Origin of the sequence: Pseudoalteromonas sp. M58 (assembly GCF_042604605.1) — a bacterium.
Taxonomy (GTDB): domain Bacteria; phylum Pseudomonadota; class Gammaproteobacteria; order Enterobacterales; family Alteromonadaceae; genus Pseudoalteromonas; species Pseudoalteromonas tetraodonis.
The window spans coordinates 610,458-628,036 of sequence record NZ_CP152391.1 but is presented as its reverse complement, the minus strand read 5'-3'; the positions used below and the strand labels follow the sequence as shown (position 1 = coordinate 628,036).

Annotated in this window: 13 protein-coding genes; 6 read left to right on the top strand and 7 right to left on the bottom strand. The window is 37.1% G+C overall.

Annotated elements, in window-relative coordinates; translation table 11 throughout:
- Window positions 1-36 precede the first annotated feature (36 nt).
- Window positions 37-912, bottom strand: a complete 876-nt coding sequence (locus tag AAGD16_RS18020; protein ID WP_377115617.1) for a DNA replication terminus site-binding protein — start codon at window positions 910-912, stop codon at window positions 37-39.
- Window positions 913-1,503: 591 nt separating this feature from the next.
- On the opposite strand from AAGD16_RS18020, the gene AAGD16_RS18015 reads away from it, so the two are divergent.
- Window positions 1,504-2,853: a class II 3-deoxy-7-phosphoheptulonate synthase gene (locus AAGD16_RS18015; protein ID WP_024602472.1), complete on the top strand. Its 1,350-nt coding sequence runs from the start codon at window positions 1,504-1,506 to the stop codon at window positions 2,851-2,853.
- 89 nt (window positions 2,854-2,942) lie between these two features.
- Here the strand turns inward: AAGD16_RS18015 and AAGD16_RS18010 are convergent, their stop codons facing one another.
- The gene (locus AAGD16_RS18010; RefSeq protein WP_008464475.1) at window positions 2,943-3,752 is read right to left on the bottom strand and encodes a pyruvate, water dikinase regulatory protein; all 810 of its coding nucleotides are present in this window, start codon (window positions 3,750-3,752) and stop codon (window positions 2,943-2,945) included.
- Between the two features lie 153 nt (window positions 3,753-3,905).
- Here AAGD16_RS18010 and ppsA point away from each other — a divergent pair, with 153 nt between their 5' ends.
- Complete coding sequence (ppsA, locus tag AAGD16_RS18005) at window positions 3,906-6,281, top strand: phosphoenolpyruvate synthase (RefSeq protein ID WP_016898933.1); 2,376 nt, start codon at window positions 3,906-3,908, stop codon at window positions 6,279-6,281.
- Window positions 6,282-6,328: 47 nt separating this feature from the next.
- On the opposite strand, the gene AAGD16_RS18000 is transcribed toward ppsA, so the two are convergent.
- Complete coding sequence (locus tag AAGD16_RS18000) at window positions 6,329-6,547, bottom strand: PGPGW domain-containing protein (protein WP_013463352.1); 219 nt, start codon at window positions 6,545-6,547, stop codon at window positions 6,329-6,331.
- 144 nt (window positions 6,548-6,691) lie between these two features.
- On the opposite strand from AAGD16_RS18000, the gene AAGD16_RS17995 reads away from it, so the two are divergent.
- On the top strand, window positions 6,692-9,739 hold the full coding sequence (locus AAGD16_RS17995) for an FAD-binding and (Fe-S)-binding domain-containing protein (RefSeq protein WP_377115612.1): 3,048 nt from the start codon (window positions 6,692-6,694) through the stop codon (window positions 9,737-9,739).
- A 73-nt stretch (window positions 9,740-9,812) separates the two neighbouring features.
- On the opposite strand, the gene AAGD16_RS17990 is transcribed toward AAGD16_RS17995, so the two are convergent.
- Window positions 9,813-11,012, bottom strand: a complete 1,200-nt coding sequence (locus AAGD16_RS17990) for a sodium:proton antiporter (protein ID WP_013463350.1) — start codon at window positions 11,010-11,012, stop codon at window positions 9,813-9,815.
- Entirely contained in the window at window positions 11,012-12,223 is a 1,212-nt protein-coding gene (locus AAGD16_RS17985) for a tyrosine-type recombinase/integrase (RefSeq protein ID WP_016898932.1), read from the bottom strand. The genes AAGD16_RS17990 and AAGD16_RS17985 overlap by 1 nt, the downstream gene beginning before the upstream one ends.
- Window positions 12,224-12,363: 140 nt before the next feature.
- Here AAGD16_RS17985 and AAGD16_RS17980 point away from each other — a divergent pair, with 140 nt between their 5' ends.
- The 3 genes from AAGD16_RS17980 to AAGD16_RS17970 all read left to right on the top strand — a co-directional run bounded on the left by AAGD16_RS17980 (window position 12,364) and on the right by AAGD16_RS17970 (window position 14,652).
- On the top strand, window positions 12,364-12,927 hold the full coding sequence (locus AAGD16_RS17980) for a YSC84-related protein (protein ID WP_008108715.1): 564 nt from the start codon (window positions 12,364-12,366) through the stop codon (window positions 12,925-12,927).
- A gap of 86 nt (window positions 12,928-13,013) precedes the next feature.
- The gene (locus AAGD16_RS17975; protein ID WP_377115607.1) at window positions 13,014-13,202 is read left to right on the top strand and encodes a hypothetical protein; all 189 of its coding nucleotides are present in this window, start codon (window positions 13,014-13,016) and stop codon (window positions 13,200-13,202) included.
- A 376-nt stretch (window positions 13,203-13,578) separates the two neighbouring features.
- Window positions 13,579-14,652, top strand: coding sequence for a DUF5677 domain-containing protein (locus AAGD16_RS17970; RefSeq protein WP_147154708.1), 1,074 nt, complete (start codon window positions 13,579-13,581; stop codon window positions 14,650-14,652).
- Window positions 14,653-14,724: 72 nt separating this feature from the next.
- On the opposite strand, the gene AAGD16_RS17965 is transcribed toward AAGD16_RS17970, so the two are convergent.
- On the bottom strand, window positions 14,725-15,768 hold the full coding sequence (locus AAGD16_RS17965; protein ID WP_377115603.1) for a patatin-like phospholipase family protein: 1,044 nt from the start codon (window positions 15,766-15,768) through the stop codon (window positions 14,725-14,727).
- Between the two features lie 102 nt (window positions 15,769-15,870).
- A complete protein-coding gene (locus AAGD16_RS17960; protein WP_377115600.1) occupies window positions 15,871-17,277 on the bottom strand; it encodes an alanine/glycine:cation symporter family protein in 1,407 nt (468 codons plus the stop codon).
- Window positions 17,278-17,579 lie beyond the last annotated feature (302 nt).

Below are 17,579 nucleotides of genomic sequence, written 5' to 3'. Positions count from 1 at the left end.
ATTAAAGGCCACATAATGTGGCCTTTTTAACATAATTTATTTAGTTACTTGTTCTAAATATAATCGGTCCACTAGAAAATCATATTCGCGTTTTCGGGGATGCGATAAGGGTTTTTGGTAACTCGGTAGTTCGCCAAATTTTACGTCGGGCTGTGGGTTAATTAGTATAAAAGGTAAAGCAGCACTAACATGATAGCGATTTTGTGCAGTGTACCTCACATTAACTTGAGGACTAACTCGAGTAGGGCGCCTAATTCGCAATTTTTCTTTTTCACCCAAACTGGCTACTCGAACCTGTTCTTGTGCAACCAGTGACTGCCATTTTTGCTGATCAATCATTCGCGGGTTTTTATAGCTTGCCGATTTTTCTAACATTTCAAGCGCCATTTTTTTTGTAAGTGTTTTGGTTGCGTGTTTATGCATCCAAGTAAAGCGAACAGAAAAAGGGGATTCAATTTCACTATGAATTTTACGATACGCCGCAAGCGTTATTAAATTTGGCATTGCATTATGCACCGCTTCAAATCGCGCGTCGTTATTATCTATTGCTAAAATACAATTTTTAAAAGCTGCTTTTGCACTATTTACCTGTGCTATGCGATCAATAATGGCTTGTTTATTCGCCTCTTTTATTACTAGCAAACCAGGGTGTCGCTTTAATACTCGGCTGCTTAGCCCTGGCTTTTTATAAATATCTGAGAAAGCATTTAAAATTGCCTTATGTGCCAATTCCCCTGTTATTTTTGAAACGCTTATAGACTCAGGGACTATATTTTCTTCAGTACTACTAATCTCAGGTAATTGAAAATACTCTGCTTTAGCAAAGCCAACCTCTTTAAGCTCATCAATTAAGCTAAGTGTTAATTCATTGAGTAAATCAAACTGACTTCTTATTTGTACCTTTGTAACCATTAGCTACCTACCTAGAACACATCTTACTTATCTACTATTCTCGCAAACAACCCTTTCTTTTGATAGTTACTTCTTTAAATAATATGATATAGCTAAGATTTACAATAATTTAATTTAAGTATGATGTGTTCTTTATTGTTTTTTAAAGTACTTTTGCTTCACATACTTTAAAGGAAATAATAGAAGGGCTGAGTTAAGGCACTGAGCTTTGTATGCAGCGTTAGCATAAATATTTAAAAGCGCATAATTGAGTAGCATTTTTTTTAAAACCACCCGTAAAGTTAAGATTACATAAGTGCAAATTAAGTATGATGTGTTCCTATTACTATCTGTATCACCATCGCTTAGCTGTTAAGCTTCTACTCAAGCCATTATAATGCATACTCTACCTACTTAGATTATTGTTTTTAAATGTTTATTTATTTTTGCTTTATAAACTTGCTCATCATAAGTAACTCAAAATAGGCTCTTAAATCTTATTAAAATTTAACTAATAACTAAATAATTGGTAAATAGTGTATTTAGTCCTTGAACAAAGCACACTGCATACGTTAATTTCATTACATCAGGTAATAGGAATGAGGAATGAACATGCAATCGTGGAACCCAAATAGCTGGAGAGAACTGCCAATACTGCAGCAACCACAGTACCCAGATCAAGACGTATTAAAGTCGGTAGAAAGCCAGTTGAAAAGTGCACCGCCTTTAGTATTTGCCGAAGAAACAAGAAGTTTATTTAAACAACTTGAAGACGTATGCGAAGGCCGTGCCTTTTTACTTCAAGGTGGAGATTGTGCAGAATCGTTTAGCGACTTTAATGCCGCTAATATTCGCGATACATTTAAAACCATCTTACAAATGGCTGTAGTATTAACCTATGGTGGAAAGTGCCCGGTTGTTAAAATTGCACGTATGGCAGGTCAATACGCTAAGCCACGTTCAGCCGACTTAGAAACAATAGACGGCGTTTCGTTGCCATCTTACCGTGGTGATATAGTAAATAACTTTGAGTTTACTGAAGAAGCACGTATACCAGACCCTCAACGTTTAATGACGGCATATCATCACAGTGCGGCAACGCTAAATTTGCTACGCGCTTTTGCACAAGGTGGACTTGCCGACTTACATCAAGTTAACCGTTGGAACATGGGCTTTGTTGCTGCTAATCCACAAAAAGCAAAATACCAACAACTTGCAGACAAAATTCAAGACGCGTTAGAATTTATGGAAGTGTGTGGTATTAATTCAACTATAGCGCCAAGCTTAAAAGAAACAGATTTATACACGTCACACGAAGCGTTATTACTAGGCTACGAAGAAGCATTAACACGTAGAGACCATTTATCAGGTGACTGGTACGATTGTTCAGCACACTTTGTTTGGATTGGTGAACGTACTCGCCAGCTAGACCATGCCCATATTGAATTTTTTAAAGGTATTAAAAACCCAATTGGCGTTAAAGTTGGACCAGGTATGGATCCAGACGAGCTTATCCGTTTAATCGATGCGCTTAACCCGGATAATATCCCAGGCCGATTAACACTTATCACGCGAATGGGTGCGGATGTATTACCAGAGAAGTTACCTGCGCTGGTGCGTAAAGTACAGCAAGAAGGTCGCAAAGTAATTTGGAGCTCAGATCCAATGCATGGTAATACTGAAAAAGCCAGCTCAGGTTACAAAACGCGTAGCTTTGATAATATCATGCGCGAAATTAGCCAATTCTTTGCTGTTCATAAAGCAGAGGGTTCTTACGCAGGCGGTGTTCATTTAGAAATGACCGGCCAACATGTAACAGAGTGTACTGGCGGTGCATACGGTTTATCTGATGATGACTTAGCCCAGCGCTACAAAACACAATGTGACCCACGCTTAAATGCTGATCAAGTATTAGAGCTTGGATTTTTAGTAGCTGATTTACTAAAAGACGCGCGTAAATAATACCCGCTCATAAATACCAAAAGCCGCTTTTATTTAGCGGCTTTTTTGTGTTTAACTGTGATTACGCGCTTAAATCACACATTAGTTTGTTAGTACTTACGACGCTCAAGGCCTGTATCAGAAATGATTTTTGCTGAAATTTCTTCAACTGAATGGTGAGTTGAATTTAAATGGGCAATTTTATGTTTTTTATACAGCATTTCAACTTCGCGTACTTCAATACGACACTGCCTAATTGATGCGTATTTTGAATTTGCCATGCGTCTGTCCCTTATTGCAGCCAGACGCTCTGGATCAATAGTTAAGCCAAACAGTTTGTGCTTATAAGGCACTAAGCATTTTGGTAAACCTTCGCTTTCTAAGTCGTCTTCAGTGATCGGGTAATTGGCTGCTTTAATGCCATACTGCAACGCTAAATAAAGACTAGTGGGTGTTTTACCACTTCGACTAACGCCAACTAAAATAATGTCAGCCTCCGCAAAGTTTTTAATGTTGCCACCATCATCATTCATTAACGCGTAATTAACGGCATCAATTCTAAAATCATAACTTTTTTCATGAATAGAGTGTGTTCTGTGTACTTTTGGTACTGGCGCCACATTTAATTCTTTTTCAATTTTTTCACTATAGGTACTTAAAAAATCGTATGAAACTGCATCCGCTGAGCGAATAATCTCAGACAGCTTATGATTCACAAAAGTAAAAAACACCAAAGGCTTTTCACCTTGCTTAGATGACGTTGCGTTAATAAGCGCTTTTATTTCATGCGCTTTTTCTTCAGTTTCTACAAAAGGGATTGTTTTATGATTAAATTCGACAGGGAATAAAGATAAAGTCGCATGACCAAACACTTCAGATGTGATTGCTGTGCCATCTGAAATATAAAACGCAGTTCTCATAAAGCCTCTTTTTTATTACATTTAATTTAAAATCAGTGTATCACGGTTTACGTGGGGACGTTTGCCAGTGTAGAATGGTGGCGACCTTTATAAAAGGTTTTCTTTCTTAACTCTCACAGTTACTACTACAATTTGTTTTTTGGAGAAAGATCCGTGCAAGAATACGTTCTCTGGTATCAAGAGCTTGGTATGCAAGATGTTCCTCGAGTTGGCGGTAAAAATGCCTCACTTGGTGAAATGATTTCAAACTTAGCTAACGCAGGTGTGCAAGTCCCAGGTGGTTTTGCTACTACCTCAGACGCTTTTAACGAGTTTCTAGAACAATCAGGACTCAACGCAAAAATTCATGACATTTTAGATACACTCGATGTTGATGATGTAAACACACTCGCCAAAGTCGGCGCCGATATCCGCCAGTGGATTATCGATACCCCATTCCAACCTAGTCTAGACAAAGCAATCCGCGACGCATACAGCCAGCTACATGGCGACACAACTGCAGATGTTTCATTCGCTGTTCGTTCATCAGCAACCGCTGAAGATATGCCAGATGCCTCTTTTGCAGGCCAACAAGAAACGTTTTTAAACGTTGTTGGTATTGATTCTGTAATGACAGCCATCAAACACGTTTTCGCTTCGTTATTTAACGACCGTGCAATTTCTTATCGTGTTCACCAAGGCTACGATCACCGTGGTGTTGCCTTATCAGCAGGTATTCAACGCATGGTTCGCTCAGATAAATCAGCATCAGGCGTTATGTTTAGTATTGATACTGAATCTGGTTTTGAAGATGTTGTATTTATTACATCAAGCTATGGTTTGGGTGAAATGGTTGTACAGGGTGCTGTAAACCCTGATGAATTTTATGTTCATAAACCAACGCTGCTTAAAAACAAGCCATCAGTAGTTCGTCGTAATATTGGCTCTAAAGCCATTCAAATGATTTACTCACAAGACAAAGCTCACGGCAAACAAGTAGAAATTGTTGACGTAGATCCAGCGCTTTCAAACAAATTCTCGATTACAGATGAAGAAGTGCAAAACCTTGCCAAACAAGCTGTAATCATTGAAAAACATTACGGTCGTCCAATGGACATCGAATGGGCAAAAGATGGTAACGATGGCAAACTATATATAGTTCAGGCGCGTCCAGAAACAGTTCGTTCAAACGAAGACACTAACGTAATGGAACGCTTCCAACTTAATGGCAGCAGCAATGTTGTTGTTGAAGGCCGTGCAATTGGTCATAAAATTGGTAGTGGTGTTGTGCGTGTACTTGATTCAATCAAAGAGATGGACCAAGTACAAGTAGGTGACATTTTAGTTACCGACATGACCGACCCAGATTGGGAACCTATCATGAAACGCGCGGCTGCGATTGTTACAAATCGTGGTGGTCGTACATGTCATGCTGCAATTATTGCACGTGAGTTAGGTATTCCAGCCGTTGTTGGTTGTGGTAATGCAACAGATTTAATTAAAGCTGGTCAAGAAGTTACCGTATCATGTGCCGAAGGCGATACAGGTTTCATCTATGAAGGTATTTTAGACTTTGAAGTGTTAACTTCACGCGTAGACGAAATGCCTGAACTGCCAATGAAAGTAATGATGAACGTAGGTAACCCAGATCGCGCATTCGATTTTGCTCGTTTACCACATTCAGGCGTTGGCCTTGCGCGCGTTGAGTTTATCATCAACCGTATGATTGGTGTTCACCCTAAAGCGTTATTAAATTTTGATGCACAAACAGATGCATTAAAAGCAGAAATCACAGACATGATTGCCGGTTACGAATCACCTGTTGAATTCTATATTGGTAAACTAGTTGAAGGTATTTCTACCCTAGGTTGTGCGTTTGCTCCAGAGCGTGTAATTGTTCGTATGTCTGATTTTAAATCAAACGAATACGCAAACTTAGTGGGCGGCCAGCAATACGAGCCAGAAGAAGAAAACCCAATGATTGGTTTCCGTGGTGCTGCGCGTTATATTTCTGAAGATTTCCGTGATTGTTTTGCCCTTGAGTGTGAAGCAATAAAACGCGTTAGAAATACTATGGATATGACTAACATCGAAATCATGATCCCATTCGTACGTACCCTTGAAGAAGGTAAACGCGTTATTGAATTACTTGAAGAGCATGGCCTTAAACGTGGCGAAAATGGTCTTAAAGTAATTATGATGTGTGAACTTCCGTCAAATGCATTAATGGCTGAAGAATTTTTAGAATACTTCGATGGTTTCTCTATCGGCTCTAACGATTTAACGCAGTTAACGCTTGGTCTTGACCGTGATTCAGGTTTAATTGCGCACTTATTTGATGAGCGCGACCCTGCAATCAAAAAGCTTCTTTCTATGGCTATTAAAACAGCAAAAGAAAAAGGTAAGTACGTAGGTATTTGTGGTCAAGGTCCTTCAGATCATGAAGATTTTGCTGCATGGTTAGTAGAGCAGGGCATTGATTCTGTCTCGCTTAACCCAGATACAGTACTAGAAACATGGTTATATTTAGCTGATAAACTCGCTAAATAAATTACCTTGTTAAAAAAATGCCAGCATCTGCTGGCATTTTTTATGGCTTAAAATGTGTGTTTTGCTAATTTTTTATCTAAATAGGCACATGAGCGAGTAAGCGCTTTTTGACACCACGCTAAATAACCTCTCGCTTTTGGGTAATACATAGAAAAGCACAGTAAACCTGCAATAAAAAATATTAACGAGGGTCCAGGTACTACGGCAAATAGTAGTCCTAATAAAATAAACAGTGTGCCGCTGATCTGTATAAGTAGTTTTTTCATATAAACCTCATAGTAGGCGTTTAATTTGATTATAATTGCAGCAGCTCATATTACGATTAAAAGAGTGTTACAAACTGTAAAATCTTCAATTTCTATTAGCCATCACCATGATATAATTACACAAATGCATTAAAAAGCGCCGCCATGATAGCAACGATTACACAACAAGATGCCGCGACCGAATTGGTTGCAAATTACTTAAATACCATACAAAATCAAGGATTTACTGGAGATACAGACGCCAGTTATGCAACGAGGCTGACTGCATCAACCGATAACAGTATTTACCAGCAGCTTCCACAAGGTGTTATTTTTCCAAAAAACGAAAAAGACATTCAAATTGCCTTACAAACTGCATCTCATGACCCGTTTTTGTCGTTAACTTTTGGTCCTCGCGGTGGCGGCACAGGCACTAACGGACAATCTTTAACCCCTGGTATTGTGGTTGATTTATCACGTTACATGCGTGAAATCCTCGAAATAAATGTAGAAGAAGGTTGGGTACGAGTTCAAACGGGCGTGATAAAAGATCAACTTAACGACTTTTTAAAACCGTATGGATTTTTCTTTTCACCCGATTTATCTACTAGTAACCGCGCCACTATTGGCGGCATGATCAGTACAGATGCATCTGGCCAAGGGTCATTAGTTTATGGCAAAACCAGCGACCATGTTTTAGGGCTAACCACGTATTTAGTCGACGGCACAGCAATGTCTACCAGCCCAATAGACATTGAAAAAGCAAAAATAATTGCCGATCAAGACACATTAATTGGTCAAATATACAAAACAGTTTTAGATATTTCAATTAGTGAACGCGACGCTATATTAGCCAAATTCCCACGATTAAATCGCTTCTTAACTGGGTATGACCTAGAGCATGTACTAAGTGAAGACTTACAAACTTTTGATATGAGTCGACTAATTACAGGTTCTGAAGGCTCATTAGGTATAGTTACTGAGGCGAAATTAAACCTAACACCCATTGCTGAATTTAAAACACTCATCAATATAAAATATGACAGTTTTGATTCTGCACTTCGCCATTCACCATTTTTGGTTGATGCCCGTGCTACCTCGGTTGAAACCGTTGACAGCAAAGTTTTGAATCTTGCGCGCGAAGACATTATTTGGCATTCAGTATCGGACTTAATAACCGATGTACCAAATAAAGATATGCAAGGACTCAACATGGTTGAGTTTAATGCTGTATCACCACAAGACATAAAAGACAAAGTAGACACTTTATGTAAATTATTAGATGAATGCGTTGAAAACCAAACTAATGGTGTTATTGGCTATCAGTTAACCAGCGATAAAAGCGATATACTAAAAATTTATGCAATGCGTAAAAAATCAGTGGGTTTATTAGGTAATGTAAAAGGAAGCCAAAAGCCCCTCGCGTTTGCCGAAGATACCGCCGTACCGCCTGAAAATTTAGCCGATTACATTGTCGAATTTAGAGCATTACTCGACAGCTATAATTTACAATATGGTATGTTTGGCCATGTTGATGCCGGTGTATTACATGTTAGACCTGCACTGGATATGTGCGACCCAGAACAAGAAAAATTACTACGTACAATTTCAGATGAGGTAGTAAAACTCACCGCTAAATACGGTGGATTAATGTGGGGCGAGCATGGCAAAGGATACCGAAGTGAATACGGCCCTGAATTTTTTGGTGAGCATTTATTTACTCAATTACGAAAAATAAAGTCAGCTTTTGATCCTAATAATAAAATAAACCCCGGTAAAATATGTACGCCAATTGAAAGTAAAGACTCACTAGTTAGTGTTGATGGGCAGAAACGTTCTTACTTCGATAAGCAAATTTCTATTGATGTTAAAACCAGTTTTAACAATGCAATGACCTGTAATGGTAACGGCTTGTGTTTTAATTATGATGAAAACTCGCCAATGTGCCCATCTTATAAAGTGACCGGCGATCGTCGTAACTCACCTAAAGGTCGCGCGGGTTTAATGCGTGAATGGTTACGACTTCAAGAGTCAAAAGATGTTAATTTGCTTGAAGTAGAAAAAGAGCTAAACAAAGGTGAAGTGATCACCTGGTGGGAGCGTTTTGTTCATAGCCGTGAAAAAAATAAAGGCATTTACGATTTTTCTCACGAAGTAAAAGCATCAATGGACGAATGTTTAGCATGTAAAGCGTGTACTACCGCTTGCCCAATAAAGGTAGATGTACCAACTTTTCGAGCTCGTTTTTTAAATTATTACCATAGTTATTATGCGCGCCCACTGAAAGATTATTTAGTGGGTAATATCGAAAATAGCGCACCGTTAATGTCAAAATTTGCTCGGATTATTAACCCAATTGTAAAAACATCATTGGTTAGTAGCATCATTAAAAAAACGGTCGGTTATGTTGATACCCCGCAGCTAAGTATTCCGGCACTCGGTAAACGTGTAAACAAAGCGCAAAAATTCGATTTAGATTTACTTAAAAAGTTAAGCGCCGATGAGCAAAATGATTATGTACTCATTGTTCAAGACCCATTTACCAGCTTTTACGAAGCAGAATTGGTTGAGAGCTTTATTACACTGATCACACAGCTTGGAAAAAAACCCATGTTGTTACCATTTAAACCCAATGGTAAACCTCAGCATGTAAAAGGTTTTTTACATGAGTTTAAAGTGACAGCTAAAAATGCCGCAGAATTTTTAAATCAACTTAACGAAATAAATGCGCCATTAGTTGGTTTAGATGCGTCTTTAGTTATGTGTTATCGCGATGAATATAATACAATTTTAGAAAATAACCGTGGTGATTTTCATGTGCAACTTGCTCATGAATGGCTAGAAACACAATCATTTAAACAGTTAACGGCTAAACAAAATTTAAATACTGAATTTACATTATTAAGTCACTGTACTGAAACAACCGCATTACCAAAAGCAGCAAACGTTTGGAAAACTATTTTTGATGAGCTTGGTTTAACATTAAAAACAACAAGTACTGGTTGTTGTGGAATGGCGGGTACGTATGGCCACGAAGCACAAAACCAAGATAACTCTTTATCGCTTTACGAAATGAGTTGGAAACCTATTATTGATAAAAATAAACCTGAGCAACTTTTATCAACGGGATTCTCATGTCGCAGCCAAGTTAAACGTTATGAAAAGTTTAAACCCAAGCATCCGATAGAGTTACTGGCAAATGTACTTAGTTAATAATTTAATTAATTAAGCTGAAAATAAAAAGGCGTAACTTATTATTAAGTACGCCTTTTTATTTTGCTTATATTTATTTAGTTTTTTTAGCAAAACTATCTGCTATAGGTTTTGTACTAATACCGTGAATAAACACACTAAATAAAATTGTTGTCATGGCAATGGTCGCAATTTGAAATTTGTTTTCTATTTGTGTGTCTATTACCATTAAGGTAAAAACAATTGAGGCCAATCCTCTTGGCCCAAACCAAGCAAATGTAAAACGCTCTTTAATTGTTAGTGCTGTAAATTGCAATGACAGCATAACCGGTATTATTCTAATTAAAGTCGTACTTAATAATGCATACGTTATTATCGCTAAATTTAATTTAGGTAAAACTAAATAAGCACATACAAATCCAAACAAACACCAGATCATTAAAGAAGTAAAGTCAGCAATATGCTCTGAGTCTTCTATCAACTCTTTGCTTATTTTAGTAGTGGCGTATTTATCAAATAATAAACCCGCAACAAACACCGCAATAAATCCACTGCCATGAAAATATTGCGTAATCGAAAACACCGCCATAGCAAAACCTAATAATAAAAAAGGACTCGTGTTTTGCGCAAAGTAATGGCGCTTCATTGCAAAATTTAAACACGGAATAAAAATAGCGGTACTTGTAAAGGCAATTAATAAGGCTAAACCAAGTTCTCTGCCAAACACACTTAACGTTTGCGTTGCTGTGATTGCAGATTCAGGATTTTTTGCCAGTAATATAAATATTAAAAAAATAGGAACACATAAACCATCATTCAAACCACTTTCGGTATTAATTCCTTCACGAATTTTTTCAGGTACCTGCGTACTTGCCAATAACCCTTTACTCAACGCCGCATCGGTAGGCGTTAATATTATTGCAAGTAACGCCGCTTGAATAACAGATAAATCGGCAAACAAAAATAACCCAACGGCAATCCCAAGTAATAACGTTAAGGGGAGGGCGATAAATAACAGTAAACTTGGATACTGAAAGCTATGTCTTAAAACACTTAATTTTGACTTAGCCGCATCAGAAAATAAAAAAATACTGAGTGTCAATTCTATAAAGGGCAGTAAAAAATCTATGCCGGTTTTTATTCTGCTACTTTCGTTAGGTAAAAGTGTGGCAAGCAATATCCCACCAATTACAAAAAACATTGGCCCCGTTACTTCGGTTTTTTCTAGTTGGCGAAATGTTAAGGAATAAACTAAAAATAAAACGCCAATAAATGAGATCACTAAGTATTCCATTAAATTTTCCTTTTAATTCCAGATTTAGCCCGCTCTTTTATATTTGTTTGAATATAAATTTGATCGGTTGTAGCAATTTTTGCATGGCCTAAATCTTCAGATAAATGTTTTAAAGGGCGAGTTTGCGCGTCATGCGTTGCCCCCGTATGGCGTAGCCAATGCGCAGTGGCCGCTTCTAATTGTTCCGCGTCATCTTTAAATCCATCATCAAGTAAAGATTGTTGCGCAATATCGAAACTTTGTTGTACCAATCTGCGAATTTGTCTTACGGTCATTCCACCCTGACCACGAATTTTATGAACTAGAGGGTCTGACTCATCAACGCGGGGCAGAGCAGGCAAGCCTCGATACAAGCGATAACGTTTTAAATACTCAAGAAAATCATCACTTAATGTTACATCGCGTAATTTATTTCCTTTGCCCATTATTCGTAAAAACCAAAAGCCATCATTATCTTGCCAAAAATGAGACATAACAGGTGACCATTGTGGTCGCTCTGATAATTCTGAAATACGAAGATAGAGTCCTTTTAAACAGGCGAGGGTAAATAAGTTTCTTTCATACTCTGGTTTTTTTTCGCATATATCTCTGGTAACGCCAAATACATATTCCCATTGAATATCACTTAATGTATCGGGGATTTGTATTTGCGATTGCACAACCAAGTAGGGACTATTTTTTTTAACAACAGGTACAAAGTTAGCAAAGGTTTTTTCTTCTAAAATAGCGAATTTATAAAATACATTGAGGGCAGTAAACATGGCCGATAATGTTTGCTGACTCGCAATAGATTCTTTTAACATGAAAGGGCGCCAATTTTGATTTAACCGACGAATTCCTTGCTCATCTTTATAACGCCATTGAACAGATTTAGATGCCCATTTTTTATCCGGTTCAACCATAAAATCAACATAGGCTTCAATATCTTCACGCTTAAGTTCAAATACAGATTTTTCAGCTATAAGCCATGACCATAAATAAAAACGTTCCAACTCATTACGAAAACGACTATAGGTTGCCTCAGATTTTCGTCCATAAACATATAAAAACTGGTATAAAAAATTAAGATCAGCCTTTGATTCAGTTACAGTCAAGCTGACTTGCTGTATAAAAGAGGCTAGTTCTGGATATTCTGATGAGAGTGTATTATCTTCAAGATGAGCTATTTGATAACGTAATTGTTTTAATGTATCGACCAGAGCAACAAGCATAATAGTAAAATATATAAGAAAATAATAGACTTATAGGTTAACCTTAAAGTCCGATACTGTCTAGTATTGGACATAATGAATTTTTGATATTTATGCTAAACGCAGATTTATTAACCATATACCTTATTAAAGGAAAAATCATGAAAAAATTACTTCTGTTGAGCATGTTAGTTATTAGCGTTTTATTAACAGGTTGCGCTACTACAGGCAGTGCTTCCCCTGGAGAAAAACGTGCTTTAGTACAAAGTATGAAATCGAATACATTAACTGCTCTATACGAAAAAAAACCAGATGTTAAAACCCAAATCGCAAACTCTGCCGGTTATGCTGTATTTGATAATGCCAATGTAAACGTTATTTTAGCCAGTTTTGGTGGTGGGTACGGTGTAGTAAAAAATAACCTAACCGGAAAATCTACCTATATGAATATGGGTGAAGCTGGTTTAGGCTTAGGTTTAGGTGTTAAAGATTTCAATATTGTGATGGTTTTTCACGATCAAGCAGCGTTAAATAGATTTATTAAACATGGTTGGGCGTTCGGTGGTAATGCCGATGCTGCTGCAAAATACCAAGATAAAGGTGGTGCTTTAGTTGCCGAAGCTATTGCTGACCAAGTTACTGTTTACTCTTTAACCGAAAGTGGCCTTGCACTGCAAGCTGTTTTAAAAGGTACTAAATTTTGGGTCGATTCTGAGCTAAATTAAGACCTCAAAACCCTATCATAAGTGGGCTAGTTTTATGGATTACGCCCACTTTAATTTAAATCACTCAATTTAACATAACGTAATTTATGGGTTTTCAGCTATCAGCTATCAGCTATCAGCTATCAGCTATCAGCTATCAGCTATCAGCTATCAGCTATCAGCTATCAGCTATCAGCTATCAGCTATCAGCTATCAGCTATCAGCTATCAGCTATCAGCTATCAGCTATCAGCTATCAGCTATCAGCTATCAGCTATCAGCTATCAGCTAAAATAATTTAACGCTTATAATTTCAAAGGTAAAATACTTATTATTATTTTCTTTTTATTACTTAATAAACTCTCTATTATTTAATGTTATTAACGTATATTTTCATTATTAATTACGTCTCCTTTCCCTAACTTGCCCATGCCCAGGTATAGAACTCCCTATTAAGACAACACTATGTCTAAACATTGAGGAAAAGTAAATCATCTGCGGTACATTAGTTAAGTGATATAAACTGGTCAGCAAAAAATATGAAACCATGTACAAAAAACTTATGGAGCAAATTAAGACTTAAGACCAATATTTATTTGATTTGCAAAGTCAATTACTAGATATTGTAGGTGTTCTAGCAAAAAACAGTAATCAAATAATTACAGGGAAATTCATGAAAGACATAAAAGATATTCTTACTCAGGCTCTTTATGATTTGTATGAATACGAATCAAAAAATGGGAAAAATACTTACCAAGAATATACTGAAGCTGATTTTCGGACTTATGTTCAAGAGTCCGTTGATAGCATTCTACCTAAACTATCATTTTATTTTATAGATGATTCTATCCTGAAATTTAACACAGAATCGGACGACATTTTTTTTAAATCCCATAATAAACAATGGGGTACTTTAATTGAAAAGCTTGAGCGCTTCATTTCATTTTCTGTTTTTGTGGGTTCAGAAATTAATGAAGAGTTCAGGTTGAGTGCATCTGAAACAAATGATGTAATGTTTGATGTTCTAATTAAACTTCATGCTAGAGCATCTTTAGCATCAAATGAAATACTATGCTTAATAAAAAATGGCTATCCTGATGCTGCTTTATCAAGATGGAGAAGCCTGTATGATATATTGGTTATTTTTATAAGCATTTTTACATATGGCCCTGAATGCGCTGAAAAGTTTTATCATCATCATATTGTTGATAAGTTTAATAATCTAAATAAATCTAAGCAAGCCAAAGATAATTATCCAGAAAAGTATAAAGACTTAGTCGTCGATGACGACCAAGCCAAACAAACAGAAGAACTTTATAATTATTTATTAACTACATATGGTAAAAAATACAGATTTGATTATGGCTGGTTGGATGGCTTTGTAGAGCCAAGTAATAAGAATGGTAAAATAACCTTTGCAGATATAGAAAAGACTTTGTCTTTAGATCATTATGCACCTTACTCTAAAATTGCTAGTCAAAATATTCATGCTAGCTCTCAAAGTTTAATTTTGAACCTTGCAACGAATGGTTCTTCTTATGATCAACTTTGTGTAGGAAGAAGTTCTTTAGGTGCTAAAGTCCCAATAGAAGGTCTTACTCTGTGTATGTTTCAAATAACAGCAAATCTTTTAAATTATTTTTCTACTAAAGATAATAAGATTTTTTTAGCCATGCTTCACTATCATTTTAAAAATATTATGAATTTTTTATCAGACGACAAACTGTCACTCAGGCAGAATCTATAAATATCTAATAAAAAAAGGCTTACGCCCTTTTATTTATACTGCATACCGTAATTTATGTATAGTAAGTAATAATTAAAAAATTTTTAAATCAAAGCTTTCATTTTCTAAATTATTATCAAATGTTTCGGCCAGTTTCTCAGTTTCACTAAACACGGTGTTCCAATATTTAATCCGCGTGTCTGCATCAAGATCAGTAAAGTCGTTTCTATCTGGGATTTTCCCGTAAGGTAAACCCGCGACAAATTCTTTTGATGGGGTGATCATCACAACGTTATCATAATTTTGTGGTGCGACTTTTCGTTTTAAATTTTTATCGAACCACCCTGCTTTTGGATCTGAATTAAAATGCGGATATAAAATTAAGCCTGGGTTATTAATTTTTAAATCAAAGTGGTAATCAATAATGCCGCCATCGCGGTAAATTCCTGGTGGGGAACCGGCAATATTTTTTATGCCTTGCATTATTAGTGGTATAGAGCCCGATGCCAATAAGGCATCTTTTAAATTAGTTTGGCTAAGGACTATGTTTTGCGTTTTAAAATTGTAACTGTCGGTAATACTTAAATTACTATTGGGCGCGCCAAAAATAAAACGCTCATATTGCCCGCTTAATAATTTTCGATTAACACGGTTAAGCATATAACTTTTTGATAAACCCAAAAGCTGTATTAATTTATGTTCGCTGGCAATAAACCCGTTAGATTTTGCCACTATAAAATGCGCTTTAAAAACGGGATTATTTATAATTTCAGTGACACCGTTATCACCAAACACATCTTCAAGTAATGCGCGGGCTTTAGTGGTAATTTCAGTTGGGGTGGGTTTATTACTAGAATATCGGGTTTGCGAATACGATTTTGCTAAACGTTCAATGGCTTTAACTGGATCGTTTTGTGCAAAACACGCAGAACGAAAAGCCCCTGCCGATGAGCCAATTAAATTAAGCGGTTGGGTGCGATGTTTAAAAAATTCGCCAAATATATATTTGTCTAAGCCAAATAAGGTAAACCATTTAGGGCCACCACTTGCCCCTAAAAACGAGGTAAAAAGCTCAGGTTTAAACCCTTGTTCGTTTATTATTTTTGCTGCAGTTTTACCTGCAAAAATGTCGATCATCTAAAAATACTACCTGTAGAGTCGCAGTTTAATGTTGTTAAAGCCAAACTTAAAAGTGAATACTTATGCAATAAAAAACTTTTAAACTTTTAAACTTTAATCTTAATCCCAAATTCCGTCTTCACATTTTCCCTGCACTTTTACGTTTTTTACCTTAAATTCAGGCTCTATGCCTTTGTCTCTTTGTGCGTGGTAGTCGTTAGTAACAGACAAAATAGTTGGCGTTAACAGTATAATAGCGATTACGTTCACCACTGTCATTAACCCTAGGGCAATATCGGCTAAATCCCATACTTGTTTTAATGTGGCTGATGCGCCCCACAACATCATTGATAAATAAAGCAAAGTATAAATACCGCGCCCTACTTTGTTATCAAGCTTAAATAGGTGCAGGTTACTTTCAGCGTAGGCGTAGTTAGCAACCACCGAGGTAAAAGCAAATAAAGTAATGGCAGCGGCTACAAAATACACGCCACCTTGTGCTAAATGTGAGGTCATAGCAGTTTGGGTTAAACGAATGCCTTCCATTTCGCCGCTTATGTTCACATCGGCCAATAAAATAATAACCGCGGTACAGCTACAAAGTACAATGGTGTCGAAGAACACGCCTAGCATTTGTATGTAACCTTGAGTAACCGGATGATTTGGGATGGGGCTAGCACTTGCCGATGCATGCGGCACACTACCTGCGCCCGCTTCGTTTGAATATAACCCCCGTTGAATACCATTTTTAATCGCCGCCCCCATGGCGCCTGCGCCGGCTTCTTGTAAGCCAAACGCTGATAAAAATATATCTTTTAGCATGCTGGGTACTTGGGTAAAGTTAATCAGTGTGATTATCACAGCAACCAGCACAAACACGATGCCCATAACAGGGACTACTCGCTCAGCAAAGCGGGCGATGGCTTTAAAGCCACCTAAAATAATTGAACCGGCTAACAAAGTGATCACGATGCCGGAGTAGTGAGTGGGAATTTCAAAGGCATAATTAAGCGCATCGGTAATGGTGTTGGTTTGCATGGCGCTAAAGGTAAAGCCGTAACCTAAAAATAAGCATAAAGCGAAAACAATGGCAAAGCCGCGACTGCCTAAACCTTGTTGAATGTAATAAGCAGGCCCGCCTCTAAAATCGCCATTACTATCTCGAATTTTATAAATTTGCCCAAGGATGCTTTCTGCAAAACCGGTCGCCATACCCAGTATGGCAATCACCCACATCCAAAATATGGCGCCACTTCCACCAAGTGATATAGCAACAGCCACACCGGCTAAATTACCAGTACCAACACGCGCACAAAGCCCGGTACATAACGCCTGAAAAGAGCTAATGTTATTTTTATCACACTTGCTACTACCTTTTAGCAAGCTAAACATATGTGTAAATTTAACGAGTTGAATAGCTTTTAAACGCACAGAAAACCATATGCCAGCAAAAAGTAAAATGTAAATGAGTACTTGGCCTTCGCCCCATAAAAGGCTATTTACACTTTTGATCAGCGTGTCGAACATCAGGCTTCCTTTTTATTATTATTTGCCACGGTATTAATTTAGCGACGTGAGTGTTTAAGTTTAGTAGAGACTTAGCCACTTTATAATAAAGCTAATTAGATGTGAATTATTTTTCTTTATTTGTGAATATAAATTCATCCAATAACTAATTTATATTGCAGTGTAATTGCTGATGTAAAAGGAATGTTTTAGGAAGGAATTAGTCGCGTGCTTTAATAACCGTTCGCGCGTTATTTTTGAGGTAAAAAAAACGAAAATTTCTCACGGCTAAATGACTGCCATGAGAACAATAAATGATGATT

Bases quoted from the DNA above. Each gene is read 5' to 3' on its own strand.
- AAGD16_RS17965 (WP_377115603.1), bottom strand. From the start codon at position 15,768: ATGATCGACATTTTTGCAGGTAAAACTGCAGCAAAAATAATAAACGAA.
- AAGD16_RS18015 (WP_024602472.1), top strand. From the start codon at position 1,504: ATGCAATCGTGGAACCCAAATAGCTGGAGAGAACTGCCAATACTGCAG.
- AAGD16_RS17985 (WP_016898932.1), bottom strand. From the start codon at position 12,223: ATGCTTGTTGCTCTGGTCGATACATTAAAACAATTACGTTATCAAATA.
- AAGD16_RS17995 (WP_377115612.1), top strand. From the start codon at position 6,692: ATGATAGCAACGATTACACAACAAGATGCCGCGACCGAATTGGTTGCA.
- AAGD16_RS18010 (WP_008464475.1), bottom strand. From the start codon at position 3,752: ATGAGAACTGCGTTTTATATTTCAGATGGCACAGCAATCACATCTGAA.
- AAGD16_RS17980 (WP_008108715.1), top strand. From the start codon at position 12,364: ATGAAAAAATTACTTCTGTTGAGCATGTTAGTTATTAGCGTTTTATTA.
- AAGD16_RS17960 (WP_377115600.1), bottom strand. From the start codon at position 17,277: ATGTTCGACACGCTGATCAAAAGTGTAAATAGCCTTTTATGGGGCGAA.
- AAGD16_RS18000 (WP_013463352.1), bottom strand. From the start codon at position 6,547: ATGAAAAAACTACTTATACAGATCAGCGGCACACTGTTTATTTTATTA.
- AAGD16_RS17970 (WP_147154708.1), top strand. From the start codon at position 13,579: ATGAAAGACATAAAAGATATTCTTACTCAGGCTCTTTATGATTTGTAT.
- AAGD16_RS18020 (WP_377115617.1), bottom strand. From the start codon at position 912: ATGGTTACAAAGGTACAAATAAGAAGTCAGTTTGATTTACTCAATGAA.
- AAGD16_RS17990 (WP_013463350.1), bottom strand. From the start codon at position 11,012: ATGGAATACTTAGTGATCTCATTTATTGGCGTTTTATTTTTAGTTTAT.
- AAGD16_RS17975 (WP_377115607.1), top strand. From the start codon at position 13,014: ATGGGTTTTCAGCTATCAGCTATCAGCTATCAGCTATCAGCTATCAGC.